At 63.8% G+C, this 14,564-nt stretch carries 11 protein-coding genes; 5 read left to right on the forward strand and 6 right to left on the reverse strand.

The genetic code is table 11. The features are described from left to right. Window positions 1–993 precede the first annotated feature (993 nt). Genes ACFFWD_RS34355 through ACFFWD_RS34365 form a run of 3 tightly spaced genes read left to right on the forward strand, consistent with a single transcriptional unit; the run spans window position 994 to window position 4,725 of the window. Complete coding sequence (locus tag ACFFWD_RS34355; RefSeq protein WP_376973105.1) at window positions 994–1,866, forward strand: DMT family transporter; 873 nt, start codon at window positions 994–996, stop codon at window positions 1,864–1,866. Between the two features lie 53 nt (window positions 1,867–1,919). After that, entirely contained in the window at window positions 1,920–2,774 is an 855-nt protein-coding gene (locus ACFFWD_RS34360; RefSeq protein WP_376973107.1) for a hypothetical protein, read from the forward strand. A 37-nt stretch (window positions 2,775–2,811) separates the two neighbouring features. After that, window positions 2,812–4,725, forward strand: coding sequence for a GMC oxidoreductase (locus tag ACFFWD_RS34365; protein ID WP_376973109.1), 1,914 nt, complete (start codon window positions 2,812–2,814; stop codon window positions 4,723–4,725). A gap of 125 nt (window positions 4,726–4,850) precedes the next feature. Here the strand turns inward: ACFFWD_RS34365 and ACFFWD_RS34370 are convergent, their stop codons facing one another. Beyond that, entirely contained in the window at window positions 4,851–5,510 is a 660-nt protein-coding gene (locus tag ACFFWD_RS34370) for a peroxiredoxin (RefSeq protein ID WP_376973111.1), read from the reverse strand. Between the two features lie 390 nt (window positions 5,511–5,900). On the opposite strand from ACFFWD_RS34370, the gene ACFFWD_RS34375 reads away from it, so the two are divergent. Beyond that, on the forward strand, window positions 5,901–6,482 hold the full coding sequence (locus tag ACFFWD_RS34375; RefSeq protein WP_376973113.1) for a hypothetical protein: 582 nt from the start codon (window positions 5,901–5,903) through the stop codon (window positions 6,480–6,482). A 42-nt stretch (window positions 6,483–6,524) separates the two neighbouring features. Here ACFFWD_RS34375 and ACFFWD_RS34380 read toward each other — a convergent pair whose 3' ends face one another. From ACFFWD_RS34380 to ACFFWD_RS34400, 5 genes are all read right to left on the reverse strand, one after another. Then, window positions 6,525–8,363 (reverse strand): alkaline phosphatase family protein, encoded by a 1,839-nt coding sequence (locus ACFFWD_RS34380; protein ID WP_376973115.1) that lies wholly within the window; start codon window positions 8,361–8,363, stop codon window positions 6,525–6,527. Between the two features lie 139 nt (window positions 8,364–8,502). Continuing rightward, entirely contained in the window at window positions 8,503–11,727 is a 3,225-nt protein-coding gene (locus ACFFWD_RS34385; protein WP_376973117.1) for an efflux RND transporter permease subunit, read from the reverse strand. Then, window positions 11,720–12,943: an efflux RND transporter periplasmic adaptor subunit gene (locus ACFFWD_RS34390; RefSeq protein WP_376973119.1), complete on the reverse strand. Its 1,224-nt coding sequence runs from the start codon at window positions 12,941–12,943 to the stop codon at window positions 11,720–11,722. Before ACFFWD_RS34390 ends, ACFFWD_RS34385 begins: the two co-directional genes overlap by 8 nt. Window positions 12,944–13,058: 115 nt before the next feature. Beyond that, window positions 13,059–13,424, reverse strand: coding sequence for a hypothetical protein (locus ACFFWD_RS34395; protein WP_376973121.1), 366 nt, complete (start codon window positions 13,422–13,424; stop codon window positions 13,059–13,061). Window positions 13,425–13,498: 74 nt separating this feature from the next. Beyond that, window positions 13,499–13,726, reverse strand: a complete 228-nt coding sequence (locus ACFFWD_RS34400; RefSeq protein ID WP_376973123.1) for a hypothetical protein — start codon at window positions 13,724–13,726, stop codon at window positions 13,499–13,501. Window positions 13,727–13,955: 229 nt separating this feature from the next. Here ACFFWD_RS34400 and ACFFWD_RS34405 point away from each other — a divergent pair, with 229 nt between their 5' ends. Further along, on the forward strand, window positions 13,956–14,495 hold the full coding sequence (locus ACFFWD_RS34405; RefSeq protein ID WP_376973125.1) for a hypothetical protein: 540 nt from the start codon (window positions 13,956–13,958) through the stop codon (window positions 14,493–14,495). The last annotated feature ends 69 nt before the right edge of the window (window positions 14,496–14,564 follow it).

Below are 14,564 nucleotides of genomic sequence, written 5' to 3' on the forward strand. Positions count from 1 at the left end.
TGCGATGAGGTGATGGAAGAGCGGTTAATTTGCTGCGGTGCATAAGTCAGCTTCTGGCCCATCGCGACGTTTGCTGCGTCTGCGCAAGGGCGGTCGTTATCGGAGCGAAGCGGACATGGCAGAAATTTATGACTACGCGCCCCAGGGGGGATCCGACGATCTCGCACCGTAGGTGCTGAGGCGAAGATGGCTTGCCGCCGGGTGCCGTGCCCGGCAGATTTCATCACTGATTTGCCCGACGAGGCAAGTCCCCTCGGACAAAATATTGCTGTTTTTCGGAAATGAAAATCAGTGTATGACTCCGCCCGTCTCACCCGATTGAGGGGCGCGTCGCGATCGTCACGAGTGTTGCGGTGAGATGCGGTGGACGCCGAGCGCGCAACTGACGAGTGCGTGTGAGGCGGACGGCGAAGTCGTGTGGTCCTGACGCCCCAGTGGCTGGTGTCTCATCAGCAAGTCTTTGCTGGCGACGGTGACAAAAAAGCCCGGTCTCGCCGGGGAGAGCACGAGATAAGCCGTAAAACCATCGCGCAGGGAAGGCCGGGATTCCGGTTACACCTGTGGTCCTACCCCCGTGCTTTTTGTTGCACGGGACCCATGGGTGCGATCGGCGCCTGTGCTTTTTGTTGCACAGGGCCCATGGGTGCAATCGGCACCCGGCTTTCCCTGCGCCCTCTGTTTGAGGAGAGGGCGAAACGAGATGCAAAGCTCGGACACTTGGTGCCGCGAGACCGTAGACGTATGACCCAAAGGCCTTGCAGCAAACGCGATGTCGTCCCGGCCTTGAGCCGGGCCCATAACCACGAATGCGAATTCCTTTGCGACGCTGGAGCCGCAGCTTTCGCAACAACTGCGCCCCGTAGTTATGGGGCCCTGCAGGGACGAGAGTCGTGCGTGTGGCAGGCTTCATTTTCCATCATCGTCGACACTGCGCAGCAACGTTGCAAATTTCGCGATTGCCGATGGCCTCATCTTCAGGCAATCACGGCCGCAATGAACAAGAACCTCGAGGACCTTGCCGCTCGTCTCGCGCCGGCGATCTTTGTCGTGCTGTGGAGCACGGGATTCATCGGCACCAAATACGCGCTCGGCGGCGCCGAGCCGCTCACCTATCTGGCGATCCGCATGGCGTTCGTGGTGGTGGTGATGGCGGTGATCGCCGCGGTCGCGCGGCCGAAATGGCCGGACCGGACCGGCCTGTTCCACAGCGCGGTCGCCGGGGTCCTGGTGCACGGCTTCTATCTCGGCGGTACCGCGGTTGCGATCGCGCATTCGGTGCCGGCCGGGCTCTCGGCGCTGATCCCGGGGCTGCAGCCGATCCTGACCTCGACGATCGCCAATCGCTGGCTCGGCGAGCGCGTCACGCCGCTGCAATGGGGCGGGCTCGTGCTCGGCCTCGCCGGCGTGGTCCTGATCCTGCACAACCGGCCGATGACGGGCGATGCGGGGTGGGGCTGGCTCGCCTCCGGCGTCTCGCTGATCAGCATCACGCTCGGCACGCTCTACCAGCGCCGCTACTGCAACCAGATCGACTGGCGCACCGGCAATCTCGTGCAATACATCTCGGTCACGATCTTCTTCGGGATCGGCGCCTGGCTGTTCGAGACCAACGTCGTGCACTGGACCACCGAGTTCGTGCTGGCGGTGGCGTGGCTGGTGTTCGCGCTGTCGATCGGCTCGATCGGGCTGTTGTACTGGCTGATCCGCCACCATGCGGCGACGTCGGTTGCGAGCCTGTTCTATTTGGTGCCGGCGGTGACCGCGCTGATGGCCTACGTCCTGTTCGGCGAGCGACTGGATTATGTCGCCATATCAGGGATGGCGGCCTGCGCCGCGGCAGTGCTGGTGGTCAACCGCCGCGCCTGAGGGGGCGGGGCGGCCGACAAACGATCGTGGGCGCTCGTGGACTAAACTAAAGATTGAAATACGACAAGAATACAGTTATTCATTGCTTTCTTGGAAGCGGTCGGGAGGTCAGCATGCCCTACCAAATTCCGTCGAACGTCCGTGCCATTCTCGACCCGCTCGCGGAGGCTGTGCTGCCGGTAGCGGCTTGGGTCGCGCAGAAGGCTCCGCCAAACCTCTCGCAATTCATTCCGGCCTTGGCGTCGGTGCCCTGGCGACCGCCAGGGCCGGGCCCCGCGCTGAGCGTGGCTGCCATGGGCATTGTGCGTTACCTGGAGCTCTTGGTTGACGCCGATGCGGACAACGAGGCCTTGGCGCCGCGGTGGCGTCAGATCAAGGCCGATCCCCTGTCGAAATTCCAGTGTCGCACCGGCCAGACTGCGGCCGAATGGCGGGCCGGCCGTCAGGGCTTGAGTGCCGCGGCAAGATTCGGTGCGTTCGACCCGGACAGCAGCAATTTCGCGTTTGTCACCGTGGGGGCCGACGGATCGCCCAAGGATGCGGTCTCCCGCAGGGACTTCTATGAGCTTTGCTGGGGCCCGCTCGCAGCCTCCTATGAGGCGAACCCACCGAGCGGCTCCGCCGGCTGGATCAGTTTTCGTGAAAGTCTTCGCAGCGACAGCCTGCCGAACTGGCCGAGGACGAATGCGGTGAGGTCGTCGGGCTTCGTCGTGCAATTCACCATCGACGTTCTGAACGGCTGCCTCGGGCAGAAGAACGGCGCCATCAGTGCCGGCGACCCATTATTGCAGCGTGCGGTCTTGATCGAGATCGGGGAGAACCGCACTCCCGCAAATGCATATTCGGTGGACCAGGCCGATACGGCCGTCTCGACCTTCGTCAATACGATTCAGTCTGCCAAGGCTTGATGAAAGCTTTCGTAACTTCATTGGAAGGCGGCTCACCATGGCAACACAGCATGACTTCGTCATCGTGGGAAGCGGAGCGGGCGGCGGCACCATTGCCTGGTTGCTTGCCAAGGCCGGCTACAATGTACTGCTGCTCGAGCAGGGGCCAGACTTTGCGGCCGAACGGCGCGACGGCACGAAGGATTTCGATCCGGCCGTTCACGACGAATTCTTCTACCGGCAGAGAAAACCTGATCCCAAGCGGCGCTTGCGCGGCGATTACAACACGTTCAGGAAGCGCGACACCGCCGCGCCCGGCAAGCCGTTTCCGCTTGGATGGACCGGCTCGGTGGTCGGTGGCGGCTCGGTGTTGTGGGGGACCTGGGCGTTTCGGGCACTGCCGATCGATTTCAAGCTGAAGACGCATTTCGAAAGGACCGGCCAACTGGCCGCGATGACCGGCTATTCGATCGTCGACTGGCCGATCGACTATTCGGAGATGCTGCCGTTCTTCAGCGTCGCCGAGGCGTTGCTTGGGGTCAGCGGAGACCGCAAGGCCGTCAACGACAGCATTCGCCAGAGCGACTGGTATCAGCGCTTCAGGAACGAAGCCTATTGGGGCTCCGAAAGTCTGTGGTTTCCGGAGGATGATTATCCGCTTGGACCTTACACCCGTACGCCCGTCGGCCAGTTCGTCTTTGACGGCATCGAGTCGGTTGCGCCGTCATGGAAAGCGTTTCCGACGCCGATGGCGATCGTCCGGCCAGGCAGCGGCGAGCTAAGCACGCAGCGCGCGCTCGCCTATTCGCTCGCAAAGCAGAGCGGCAGTCTGCCCGGTGAGTTCTGGACGGCCAAGGCCGAGGAGCTGTGGTCGGACCGGGTCCGGAAAGCCTGTAACATGTGCGGTTATTGCGGTGAGTATCTGTGCTGGGGTAGCAGCGGTCCGAAATGGGGAACTCAGGATACCACGCTCCGCGAGATCAAATACTCTCCCAACGCGTCCGTTCAACCGAACGCCAAGGCCATTGAAATTGTCGTCGACGATCGATCCGGACGAGCCACCGGGGTTTCCTACCTCGACCTCACCAATCGCGATGATCCCAAGCTCGCCTTTGCACCGGCCAATTTTGTGATCGTATCGTGTGGCGCCGTTCAGACGACGCGACTGCTGCTCATGTCCGGTCCGGCCAAAGGCCTCGGCAACACCAGCGGTCAACTCGGAGCCAACGCGACTTTTCACATGTTCGGGCTCGGCATCAAGGCAACCCTCGACAAGCGTTTCCAGGGATTGCTGCACGGCGAATTGGGGCCGACCGGGAACACGACCACGTTCGCCACCTATTTCATGAAAGAACCCGATAGCGATACGTGGATCAAGGGCGGCCATCTCACGAGCTCGGCCAAGAAGAATCCCCTAGACGATGCCATCGGCGCTTTGACGCGCCAGAATAATCCGCAGATCGGTCAGGGACTGATCGACGAGATGGTGGCGAACAATCGCCGCCTGGAAGTGAGGTTGACGGCCGACGACCTGCCCATTCGGGAAAACCGGGTCTCGCTGGATCCCACTTATGTCGATGAGTACGGCGTTCCCGTTGCCCAGATCACGCGGGCGCTGGGCCCAAACGAGGACAGGGTCAACAAGCTCGGACGAATCTATATGAGCAAGCTCTTCGATCAATACCGGCAGAAGGGCACGTTGGACGGAGACTTGATGCCATCAGATGCAATTCTCACGTTGATCGGCGATCACCAGATGGGGACATGTCGCATGGGGGATGACCCCGCTGCGTCGGTTGTGAACCGGTTTTGCCGTCTGCACGACGCTGAAAACGTGTTCGTCGTCGACTCAAGCTTCATGCCCACGGGTCTCGGACTCAATCCGACCGTAACGGTCGTGGCGAATGCCCTGAGGGTCGGGACGCATATCGTCGACGCCTTGAAGAAGGGCGAGGCACCGGGGCGGGCTTAGGCCCCTGTGGCGCACGGCTCAGCATGTCAGGCGGATTGTTGTCGGATCACGGTGAGGGCGATCTGGACGGCCAATGCAAAGAGGGACGCTCCGCGCGTCCCTCTTCGTCTCATCGGTTCGCCGGCTTACTTCGGCTGCGGCACGATGCGGATGTACGGCTTCGGCGATTTCCAGCCCTGCGGCCAGATCGTCTTGGCCTCGTCGTCGCTGACCGAGCCGGCGATGATCACGTCCTCGCCCTGCTTCCAGTCGGAGGGGGTGGCGACGCGATGCTTGGCGGTCATCTGCAGCGAGTCGATCGAGCGCAGGATCTCCTGGAAGTTCCGGCCGGTGGTCATCGGATAGACCATCACCAGCTTGATCTTCTTGTCCGGCCCGATCACGAACACGTTGCGAACCGTCTGGTTGTCGGCCGGCGTGCGGGTCAGGGGATCGCCGGAGGTCGAGGCCGGCAGCATCTCGTAGAGCTTGGAGACGTTGTAGTCGGTGTCGCCGATCATCGGGTAGTTCGGCGCCGCGCCTTGGGTTTCCTTGATGTCTTCCGACCATTTGGCGTGGCGGTCGACCGGGTCCACCGACAGACCCATCAGCTTGACGCCGCGCTTGTCGAATTCGGGCTTCAGCTTGGCGAGCGCGCCGAGCTCGGTGGTGCAGACCGGGGTGAAGTCCTTGGGGTGCGAGAACAGCATGGCCCAGCTATTTCCGATCCAATCGTGGAATTTAATCTTGCCCTCGGTGGTCTGGGCTTCGAAGTCGGGGGCAGTTGCGCCGATGGGGAGGGGCATGGTTCTACCTCATGTTGTTGAAGTTACTGATGAATTTATAGTCGAGGTGTCTGCGTCAGTATAAGAGCCGGCGGAGGCCAAGTGAATGGGGTATCGAAAAAGGTGAAATTCTTCTCCTCGAAGGTGGAACTCTTAGCACACCTTCTCATGATCCGCGTCCCTGCGGCGAAACAACAGTTGCGACATCAAAAGCTTGTAACTGCCCAGATATTGCCGCTTATGGCCCTCATCACGCCGGCCCCAGTCGCTATACGACTGAACCGTGACGCCCTTCACAGCGACCAAATGGCAACCATTTAAAAATCTCGGAACGCAAGTTTCGAATCATTAACCACTCGTTTACGCCCGCATGGAAAAGCTGGCCTGAGATAGGAATTGAAAGCCCCCGCTATGTCTGCCCCAAGTACCAAGACCGCTGAGTCTCTCAGCGGTGCGTTGCATCCGTCCTGCCGCAAGACTGCCGCCCACGCCCTGACCATTGTGCGCGACGGCGTCATCACCGGCGAAGGCCCGACCACCAAGGGCCGTATCCATTTCTCCCGAGCGCTTGATGCCGATGACGCCGCCTGGTGCGCGCGCATCCTGACCGCATCCGCCGTCGAGCATCAGCCGATCAGCCGCGCCGAGGCCGAGGCGCTGTTCGAGATCAACGAGGCTGCCGCGGAGCGCAGCGACGAAGGCCGCTTCGACGACCTGCTCGCCAAGGCGATCGCCCACCACGCCGCCTCCGAGTCCGGCCTGCCGGTGCCGCCGCGCACGGTCGCGCTGTCGCCCGACACAGATATCGAGAGCTGGGCGCCGACGCAGGCGACCAAGATCGACACCAAGGTTCTGGAGTGGATCGCCGCCCAGATGCGCGGCAAGCGCCGCGTCAACCGCGCGTTGACGGCGATGGTTGCAACGCTGGTCGGCGCCACCGCGCTGCCGCTCGCGGCGCAACTGCCGAACATGCTCGATATCGGGATGATGTAATCACCGTCCCCGAACGGCGGATTTGAACGGAAGCGGCGGGGATTACTTCCCCGCCGTTTTCTGTTTGGCATCGCCGGCCTCGAGCCCGAGCGTCCGCCCCGGGAACCCGGCGACGTCGAAATAGCGGGTCGAGAGCACGCGCTGGAATTTGAGCACGGTGCGCAGGCCGTTGGGCGCGGGCTTCGAGGTGATTGTGCCGTCGGCCATCTTCGGCACGATGCCGTTCGGCAGTGCCTCCGACATCACGCGGCCGATCAGGCCGCCATTGTTGGGGGTGCGCAGGCCGAGCAATTGCGCGGCGGTCATGCCGACGTCGGCGTTGCTGACCGGAAGCGGATCGACATAGCCGGACTTGAAGTCGGGGCCGATCGCCGCGGTGAAGTTGAAGGTGTCGCCGCGGCTGAAGCTGCCGTGCATGCCCTGGCCCTGGCGCAGCACGGTGTCGGCGACCTGCACCGAGCAGTTGGTCGGGATCTCGCAGCCGCTCGACCACGAGCGGAAATTGACCACGATCGACGGGTTCGGTGTCACCGCCTTGCCCTTCAGGTTGAGGGCCGACATCGGCAGCGTGCCCGGGAAGCGGCCGAGCTTGTCATCGACAAAGAGGCCGCTGACATAGTCCTGCTCGAGCAGCGCCTTGATGACGCGGTCAGTGAGCTTCTTGTCCTTGTTCGGCAGGTAAACCAGGTCCGACCCGCCATTGGTCGCAACCACCACGTCGGGCTTGGCGGGGTCCTGGCCGAGCACGCCGTTGCCGGCCTTGGGATGGGCGTTGTCGGCAACCTTCGCGTTCTTGTCGTTGGGATCGTACAGCGGCAGGTTCAAGGCCTTGGCGAGGTCGATCGCCACAAAGCCCATCGGCAGGAAGTCCTTCGGCGTGTCGTCGTAGGCGACCTTGGCGGAGGGGCTCGTCTTGCTCTCCTTCGAGATGGTCGAGAAGCCGTGGTCGGAGGAGACGATGATGTTGGTGGTGGCGGCAAGCCCGAGCTCGTCGAGCGCCTTGCGGAGCTGTGTCAGATTGTTGTCGGCGTTCTTGATGCCGGCCATCGAAGTCGGGCCGTTGATGCCGGGGGTGACGGTGTTGAGGCTGTCGCCGGTGTTGTGCTGGCTGCCGTCGGGATCGCGCGACCAGAATACCAGCACAAACGGCTTGTTGCGCGCCTTGAACATCGGCAGCACCACCTTGGTGGCGACGTCGGCCATATAGGCCTGCTGCGCGACGTTGGCGACGGTGGTGCCCGGCGTCTTGGCGTCGCCCGCCTTGGCGTTGTCGCCGCGACTGGGCGTTACAAGCGGCAGGCCTGCCTTGGTCAGCGCCTCCTTCATCTCGTCGGAGAGCGGAACGCCGGTCTTGCCGCCGGTGGAATCGTCGATCACGATGCTGTTCTTGCCGCGATCGGTGTGATCGAACAGCAGAGTGGGGCCGACCTTGCCGATGGCCGCGGTGCTGAAACCCTGGCCACGGGCCATCTTCAAAAGCGTCTCCTCGTTGAGATAGTCGCCGTTGAAATGCTCGTCGACGTCGCCAAGCACCGCGTCATTCTCGATGAACGGCACCACGGTGTCGCCGGCCGGCACTGACGAGTAGCCGGTATAGATCGTGTTGGAGAAGGTGCCGGTGTCGCCGAGATAGTGGCCGGTCGACAGCGCCGAGCTGTTCGCCATGGTGAAGGTCGGGAACAGCGAGTGCGAATTCTTGAAGTTGACGCCCTTGTCGCGCAGTTCGGCCATCGCCGGCGCGGTTTGTGGCGTCACGATGCCGCCGCGCAGGCCGTCGGGCACGAACAGGATGAGGTTGCGGGGCTTTGCGTTCTGCGCGGAGGCAGCGCCCGCGGACAGCGCGATCATGCTCGCGGACAACAGTGTGATTGCACGGCGCATTATTGTTTCCCCATCAAAAGCAGGCTGCGGCTGATCGCCGCCGCCTCCGTTTAGTTTTGCGACATGACAGAATTGTTACAACGGTTTCGCATCGCGATAACAGCGAAGTTTTGCCTGTGGAGCTCCGGTAAACAAGCCGTCATTCCGCAGGTTGCACTGCAGTGCTCTCATGGCGTGCAACATTGCCGGCATGGCCGTACCGTGCGTAGAGCGCGGGCAGCACCGCGAGAGTCAGCAACGTTGCGCTGATCAGGCCGCCGATCACCACGGTGGCGAGCGGCTTCTGCACCTCGGCGCCGGTGCCGGTGGCGAACGCCATCGGAACGAAACCGAGCGAGGCGACCAGCGCGGTCATCACCACTGGGCGGAAGCGGGTGAGGGCGCCTTGCTCGATCGCGGCCTGCAGCGGCGTGCCGCGCTCGCGCAACTGGCGGATGAAGCTCAGCATCACGAGCCCGTTGAGCACCGCGACGCCTGACAGCGCGATGAAGCCCACCGCGGCCGAGATCGAGAACGGCATGCCGCGCAGCCATAGCGCCGCTATGCCGCCGGTCAGCGCCAGCGGCACGGCACTGAACACCAAGAGCGCGTCGCGCGCCGATCCCATCGCCGCCAGCAGCAGCAAGAAGATCATCGCAAAGCAGGCCGGCACCACGATGCCGAGGCGCTGCCGGGCCGCGGCCAGATTCTCGGATTGGCCGCCCCAGGTCATCCAGTAGCCCGGCGGCAGCTTCACCGATTGCGCCACCTTGGCCCGTGCGTCCTCGACCACCGAGCCGAGGTCGCGGCCGCGGACATTGGCCGTGATGACCATGCGGCGCTTGCCGTTCTCGCGGCTGATCTGGTTCGGCCCTTCGGTGAAGGAGAACTGCGCGACGCGGTTGAGCGGCAGGCTCTGCACCGGCGCGTTCGGCGTCGCCTTGGGCAACGCGACGGGCAGGTTGCTGAGCGCCTCAAGATCCGAGCGCACGCTCTCGGGCAGCCGCACCACGATATCGAAGCTGCGGTCGCCCTCGTAGATGACGCCGGCATCCTGGCCGCCGACGGCGGCGCCGATCACGTCCTGGACCGCGGAGACACTGAGGCCGCGCCGGGCGATCGCCGCCTTGTCGACCTTGATCTCGAGCACGGGAAGACCGCCGGCCTGTTCGACCTTGACGTCGGTCGCGCCGCGGACCGTGCGCAGCGCAGACGCGAGCTCGTTGGCGGCCTTCTGCATCAGCTCGAATTCGTCGCCGAACACCTTGACCGCGATGTCGCCGCGAACGCCCGCAAGCAATTCGTTGAAGCGCATCTGGATCGGCTGGGTGAATTCGTAGACGTTGCCCGGCAGCCGGCCGACGGCCTTGGCGATGTCCTCGATCAGCCTTTCCTTCGTCATCGCGGGATCCGGCCACTGCTCGCGTGGCTTCAGGATGATGAAGGTGTCGGAGGCGTTGGGCGGCATCGGATCGCTGGCGACTTCGGCGGTGCCGGTCTTGGAGAACACGAACGACACCTGCGGGAAGCGGCTGACGGTCTTCTCGACCGAAAGCTGCATCGACTGGGACTGCGACAGCGCCGTGCTCGGAATCCGCAGCGCGTGCATGGCGATGTTCTTCTCGTCCAGCGAGGGGATGAACTCCTGGCCGAGGCGGGAGAAACCGAACAGCGCGGCTGCGAACAGAATGACCGCAGTGGCAATGACCGGCAGCGGCGCCGCAACGGCCCGACGCAGGAGCGGCTGATACCAGTGCTTCAGCGTCGCGACGAGACGGTTCTCCTTCTCCTGCACGCGTCCGGTGATGGCAATCGCGATCAGCGCCGGGACAAGTGTCAACGACAGCACGAAGGCTGCGGCTAGCGCAATGATCACGGTGAGCGCCATCGGCTCGAACATCTTGCCTTCGACGCCGGTGAACGAAAGCAGCGGCACGTAGACCAAGAGGATGATCGCCTGGCCGTAAAGGCTCGGCTGGATCATTTCGACGGCCGAGGCGCGCACCGTCGCGAGCCGCTCGTCGCGGGTGAGGACGCGGCCGAGCGCCTGCTGCTTCTCGGCCAGATGACGCAGGCTGTTCTCGGTGATGATGATGGCGCCGTCGACGATCAGGCCGAAATCCAGCGCGCCGAGGCTCATCAGATTGGCGCTGATGCGTCCCTGCCACATGCCGATCGCGGTCATCAGCATGGCGATCGGGATCACCAGCGCCGTGATCAGGGCCGCACGGAAATTGCCGAGCAGCACGAACAGCACCGCGATCACGAGCAGCGCACCTTCGGTGAGGTTACGCGCCACCGTTCCAATAGTCGCGTCGACCAGGTGGGTGCGATCGAGCACTGTCTTGACCTCGACGCCCGAAGGCAGCGACGGCGCGATGGCGCGGAGTTTCGCGTCGACCGCAGCCGACACGGTCCGGCTGTTGGCGCCGATCAGCATCAGCGCCGTGCCGACCACGGCCTCGCGGCCATTCTCGCTGGCGCTGCCGGTGCGGGTCTCGCCGCCGATCGAAACGATCGCGATGTCGCGGATCCGCACCGGGACGCCGCCGCGGGTGGTGACGACGACCGCGCCGAGTTCCTCGATGCTCTCGAGCCGTCCGCCCGAACGCACCACGAAACCTTCGCCGTTGCGCTCGATGTAGCGGGCGCCACGGCTGACATTGTTGCCCTCGATTGCCTTGGCGACATCGGCAAAGGTGAGGCCGAGCGCGATCAGCTTCGCGGCGTCCGGATGGACCTGGTACTGCTTCAGATAGCCGCCGATCGAATCGACGCCGGCGACACCCGGCACCATCTTGATCTGCGGCTTGATGATCCAGTCCTGCACCGTGCGCAGATAGGCGTCCTTCTCGATGTCGCTCTGCAGGAACTGACCATCAGCCGTGAGGAAGCGGCCGTCGCTCTGCAGGCCGGGCGCGCCATCTGCCGTGGCCTTCTGTCCGGAGAAATGGACCGTCCACATGTAGATTTCGCCGAGGCCGGTCGAGGTCGGCCCGATCCGCGGTTCGACGCCTTGCGGCAGGCGGGCGCGGACTTCGGTCAGGCGCTCGCCGACCTGCTGGCGGGCAAAATAGATGTCAGTCGACTCGCTGAACACGGCGGTGATCTGCGAGAAGCCGTTGCGCGACAGCGACCGTGTGCTCTCGAGGCCCGGCGCGCCCGCCAGCGCCGTCTCGATCGGGAAGGTGATCTGCTTCTCGATCTCCGCCGGCGACAGTGCGGGCGCCGTGGTGTTGATCTGGACCTGCTTGTTGGTGATGTCGGGCACCGCATCGATCGGCAGCCTCGTCAGCGCAATGCCGCCGGACAGCATCAGGATGGCGGCAAGGGTGACGACGACCCAGCGGCGCTGGATCGCAAGCGCGATGATCCGCTCAATCATGGTCGTGCTCCGCCTCGTCCTTCTCCAGCTCGGCCTTCAGCGTGAAGGTATTGCCCACCGCGATGGTCTCGCCTGCGGACAGCCCGGCCACGATCTCGATGTCGTCGTCGTCCTCGCGGCCGGTCCGCACGGATCGCGCCTCGAAGCCGTCGGCATCGCGCACGAAAATGGTCGGCGTGCCCTTGATGGCCTGCAGCGCCTTCTTCGAGACAACAACGGTCGACGGCGCTCCCGCGAGCGGCACCTCGGCGGTGACGAAGGTTCCGGGCTTCCAGCGATGGTCCTTGTTCGACATGGTTGCGATCACCCGCGCGTTGCGGGTGTCTCGGTCGAGCAGGGGGCTGACGAAGATCACGTCGGCGGTTGCCTCATCGTCGCTGCCGATCGCGCGGATCTTGACCGGAACGCCCTCACGGACCGCGCCGATATCTTCCGGCGAGACCGCAAGGTCGACCCAGATGTCGTCGAGATTGACGATGACGAACAGCTCGCTCTCCTGGCCCTCGCGCCCGATCAGTCCGCCGAGATCGACGCGCCGTTCGGAAACGCGACCCGAGATCGGCGAGCGCAGGAACTGCTTGCGCAGGCTCTCCGGCGGCTGGTTCGGCAGGTCGGCGATCTCGCCTTCCGACAAGCCCAGCGCGAACAGCTTCTGCCGTGCGCCGTCGAGCTTGATCTGGGCGTCGTTCGCCGTCAGTCGTGTCCGCAGGAACTCGTTCTCCGACACGGTGCGGCTTTCGACCAGCGTCTTGTGCCTGTTGTAGAGCGTCTGCTGCAGGTCGTTGGTCAGGCGTGCGGCGAGGTATTCGCTCTTGGCGTCGGCGACCTCGCGGCTCTCGATGGCTGCGACGATCTCGCCTTTCTCGACGCTGTCGCCAATGCGCTTGCGCAGTTCCGTGACGGCCGCCAGCACGCGTACCGAGACGCGGCCGATATGGTCGGCATCGGGGACGAGCGAACCCGGCGCAAGGAAATGCCGCTTCAGCATGCCGCCGCCCGCTTTCGCGAGCGTGATGCCGGACTCCCGAATCTGGTGTTCGCTCAGCTCAATGTGTCCGGGCGCGCCGTGCCTGGCCTCCGGTTTGGCGGACGCGGTGGCGGCCGTCTCCCGCGTCGCTGTCGGGAATGAGACCGGCCAGCCGACCCATCCGGCGGCCAGAATGACAAGCCCAATGCCGGCGGCAATGCCGGCGGAAAATAGAACGATACGTTTCATCTGCGCCTCTTCGCAGCGCGCGCCAAAGGCTTTTGCGCTGTCGCAACATCGATATGTGCGGGGACATGCTCGCTACCCTACGGGCAGCGAGACGTGATCGGTCATGTGGACCGGATCAGGCGCGGGGCGGCTTGAAAGGTGAGAGGCGATCCGCCGATGCCGGCAGGTATATGCAGACATCGCCATAAGTGTGTGGCGTGTATTCGATGGCGAGCGCCGTATCCTGCGGAGCGACCGAGGCGACGTGGGTCAGGCAGTGATCGCCGTGGAGCGCGGCCGGATGGGCCGGCGCCTTGCCGCCATTGTCGTTGGTCGACTGTGCGATCGAGAAGGTGGGCCCTTCGTTTTCGCCGTCGGACGTCCAACCGTGGAAGAAGGACAACACCAGCGCGAGCGAAATCAATCCCGCAAGCAGGCTGCGCCAGCGGCGCGATGCTGCCTTGTGCTCGAAGGATTGATTAGTGGCGGGCGAAGCGTCCATGCGTTCTAGTTAGCGCCGCGAGCGCGTGCATTCAAGTTCATGCGCGGCGGAGAATTGCCGCGAATGCTATAACGTTACACGCTGACCACATTGCGACGCATCAGCCATCGCCGTGCGGCGACGACCGCCCAAACCGCTTCGACAAGGCCAAATGGCCACGCGCCCTGCAGGAATCCGTAAGCCGAGCCAAGCGCGCAGGCGAGAGCGAAAGCGAGGACGAACCAGTGGCTGCGATCCTCGGCCGCATAGCAGACGAGCATCATCGTCACGGCGAACAATCCGAACAGAGTGAGTGCATCCATCGTCTGGAAGGCTCCAGATCACACCAGCGTCGGTATCTGACGCACCGGCGGCCGAACCACAAGGTGGCGCGTCGCGGCGCTCATCAGCGCGCAAGTTTCGTCGACAGGGTGAAGGGGGCGGCGCATGTTCCGGCCCACCCAGCTACCGCCGTAAGCAAAGGTTTAAGCCCTGCGACATATTATCACCCTATCACCGTGACCACTGCTCCGCGCAAACCGCCGGTTAACCATGCGGCTTCTGCCAATCAAGGACCCCGAGCGGTCCTGGCGCAACATCAAGGCACAATGGAAGAAGGACGCTGAAGGCGTCGGGGAGGATTTTGCCACCTTCGGCGGCATCGCCGCCTTCGATGCGCTTGCGAGCAAGGAGGGCGACAATCAGGGCCTGTATTATCTGACGGATGGCGAACGCGCACACGCGGTCTGCCAGGTGAGGCGGCTCCTGATGAGCAAATACCCGACGCCGGCCCTGCGCGCGCGCTTCGTCAATGTCTCGCCGGTCTACGACCTCGGGCTCGCCGCGATCGGCGATTATGCCCAGATGCTGGTGGCGCTGTTTTCCGGGATCGTCTGGCTGTCGCGGGATGCGCTGTCCGCAAGTCATATCCGCTTTTTCCTGAAGAGCCCGGGCGACTCGCAATTCTTCACGGCGCTGCAGGCCGCGACCCCGCTATCGCCGTTCTCGAAGTTCACCATCGAGGGGTCGCTGATCGAGTGCAGCCTGAAAGAGGCCAACGCCGAACCCGGCGCGGCGAAGGCCGCCTCCTGACGGCGGATCACTCGGCCGAAACAGAGCCGTACGTGCACCTGATCTTAACCGTCCGATAACTGCCTTTCC

Source organism: Bradyrhizobium erythrophlei (assembly GCF_042430365.1).
Lineage (GTDB): Bacteria > Pseudomonadota > Alphaproteobacteria > Rhizobiales > Xanthobacteraceae > Bradyrhizobium > Bradyrhizobium erythrophlei.

Excerpts from the sequence above, each read along its gene's own strand:
- ACFFWD_RS34405 (WP_376973125.1), top strand. The coding sequence starts at position 13,956 with ATGCGGCTTCTGCCAATCAAGGACCCCGAGCGGTCCTGGCGCAACATC.
- ACFFWD_RS34355 (WP_376973105.1), top strand. The coding sequence starts at position 994 with ATGAACAAGAACCTCGAGGACCTTGCCGCTCGTCTCGCGCCGGCGATC.
- ACFFWD_RS34395 (WP_376973121.1), bottom strand. The coding sequence starts at position 13,424 with ATGGACGCTTCGCCCGCCACTAATCAATCCTTCGAGCACAAGGCAGCA.
- ACFFWD_RS34385 (WP_376973117.1), bottom strand. The coding sequence starts at position 11,727 with ATGATTGAGCGGATCATCGCGCTTGCGATCCAGCGCCGCTGGGTCGTC.
- ACFFWD_RS34365 (WP_376973109.1), top strand. The coding sequence starts at position 2,812 with ATGGCAACACAGCATGACTTCGTCATCGTGGGAAGCGGAGCGGGCGGC.
- ACFFWD_RS34380 (WP_376973115.1), bottom strand. The coding sequence starts at position 8,363 with ATGCGCCGTGCAATCACACTGTTGTCCGCGAGCATGATCGCGCTGTCC.
- ACFFWD_RS34375 (WP_376973113.1), top strand. The coding sequence starts at position 5,901 with ATGTCTGCCCCAAGTACCAAGACCGCTGAGTCTCTCAGCGGTGCGTTG.
- ACFFWD_RS34390 (WP_376973119.1), bottom strand. The coding sequence starts at position 12,943 with ATGAAACGTATCGTTCTATTTTCCGCCGGCATTGCCGCCGGCATTGGG.
- ACFFWD_RS34370 (WP_376973111.1), bottom strand. The coding sequence starts at position 5,510 with ATGCCCCTCCCCATCGGCGCAACTGCCCCCGACTTCGAAGCCCAGACC.
- ACFFWD_RS34400 (WP_376973123.1), bottom strand. The coding sequence starts at position 13,726 with ATGGATGCACTCACTCTGTTCGGATTGTTCGCCGTGACGATGATGCTC.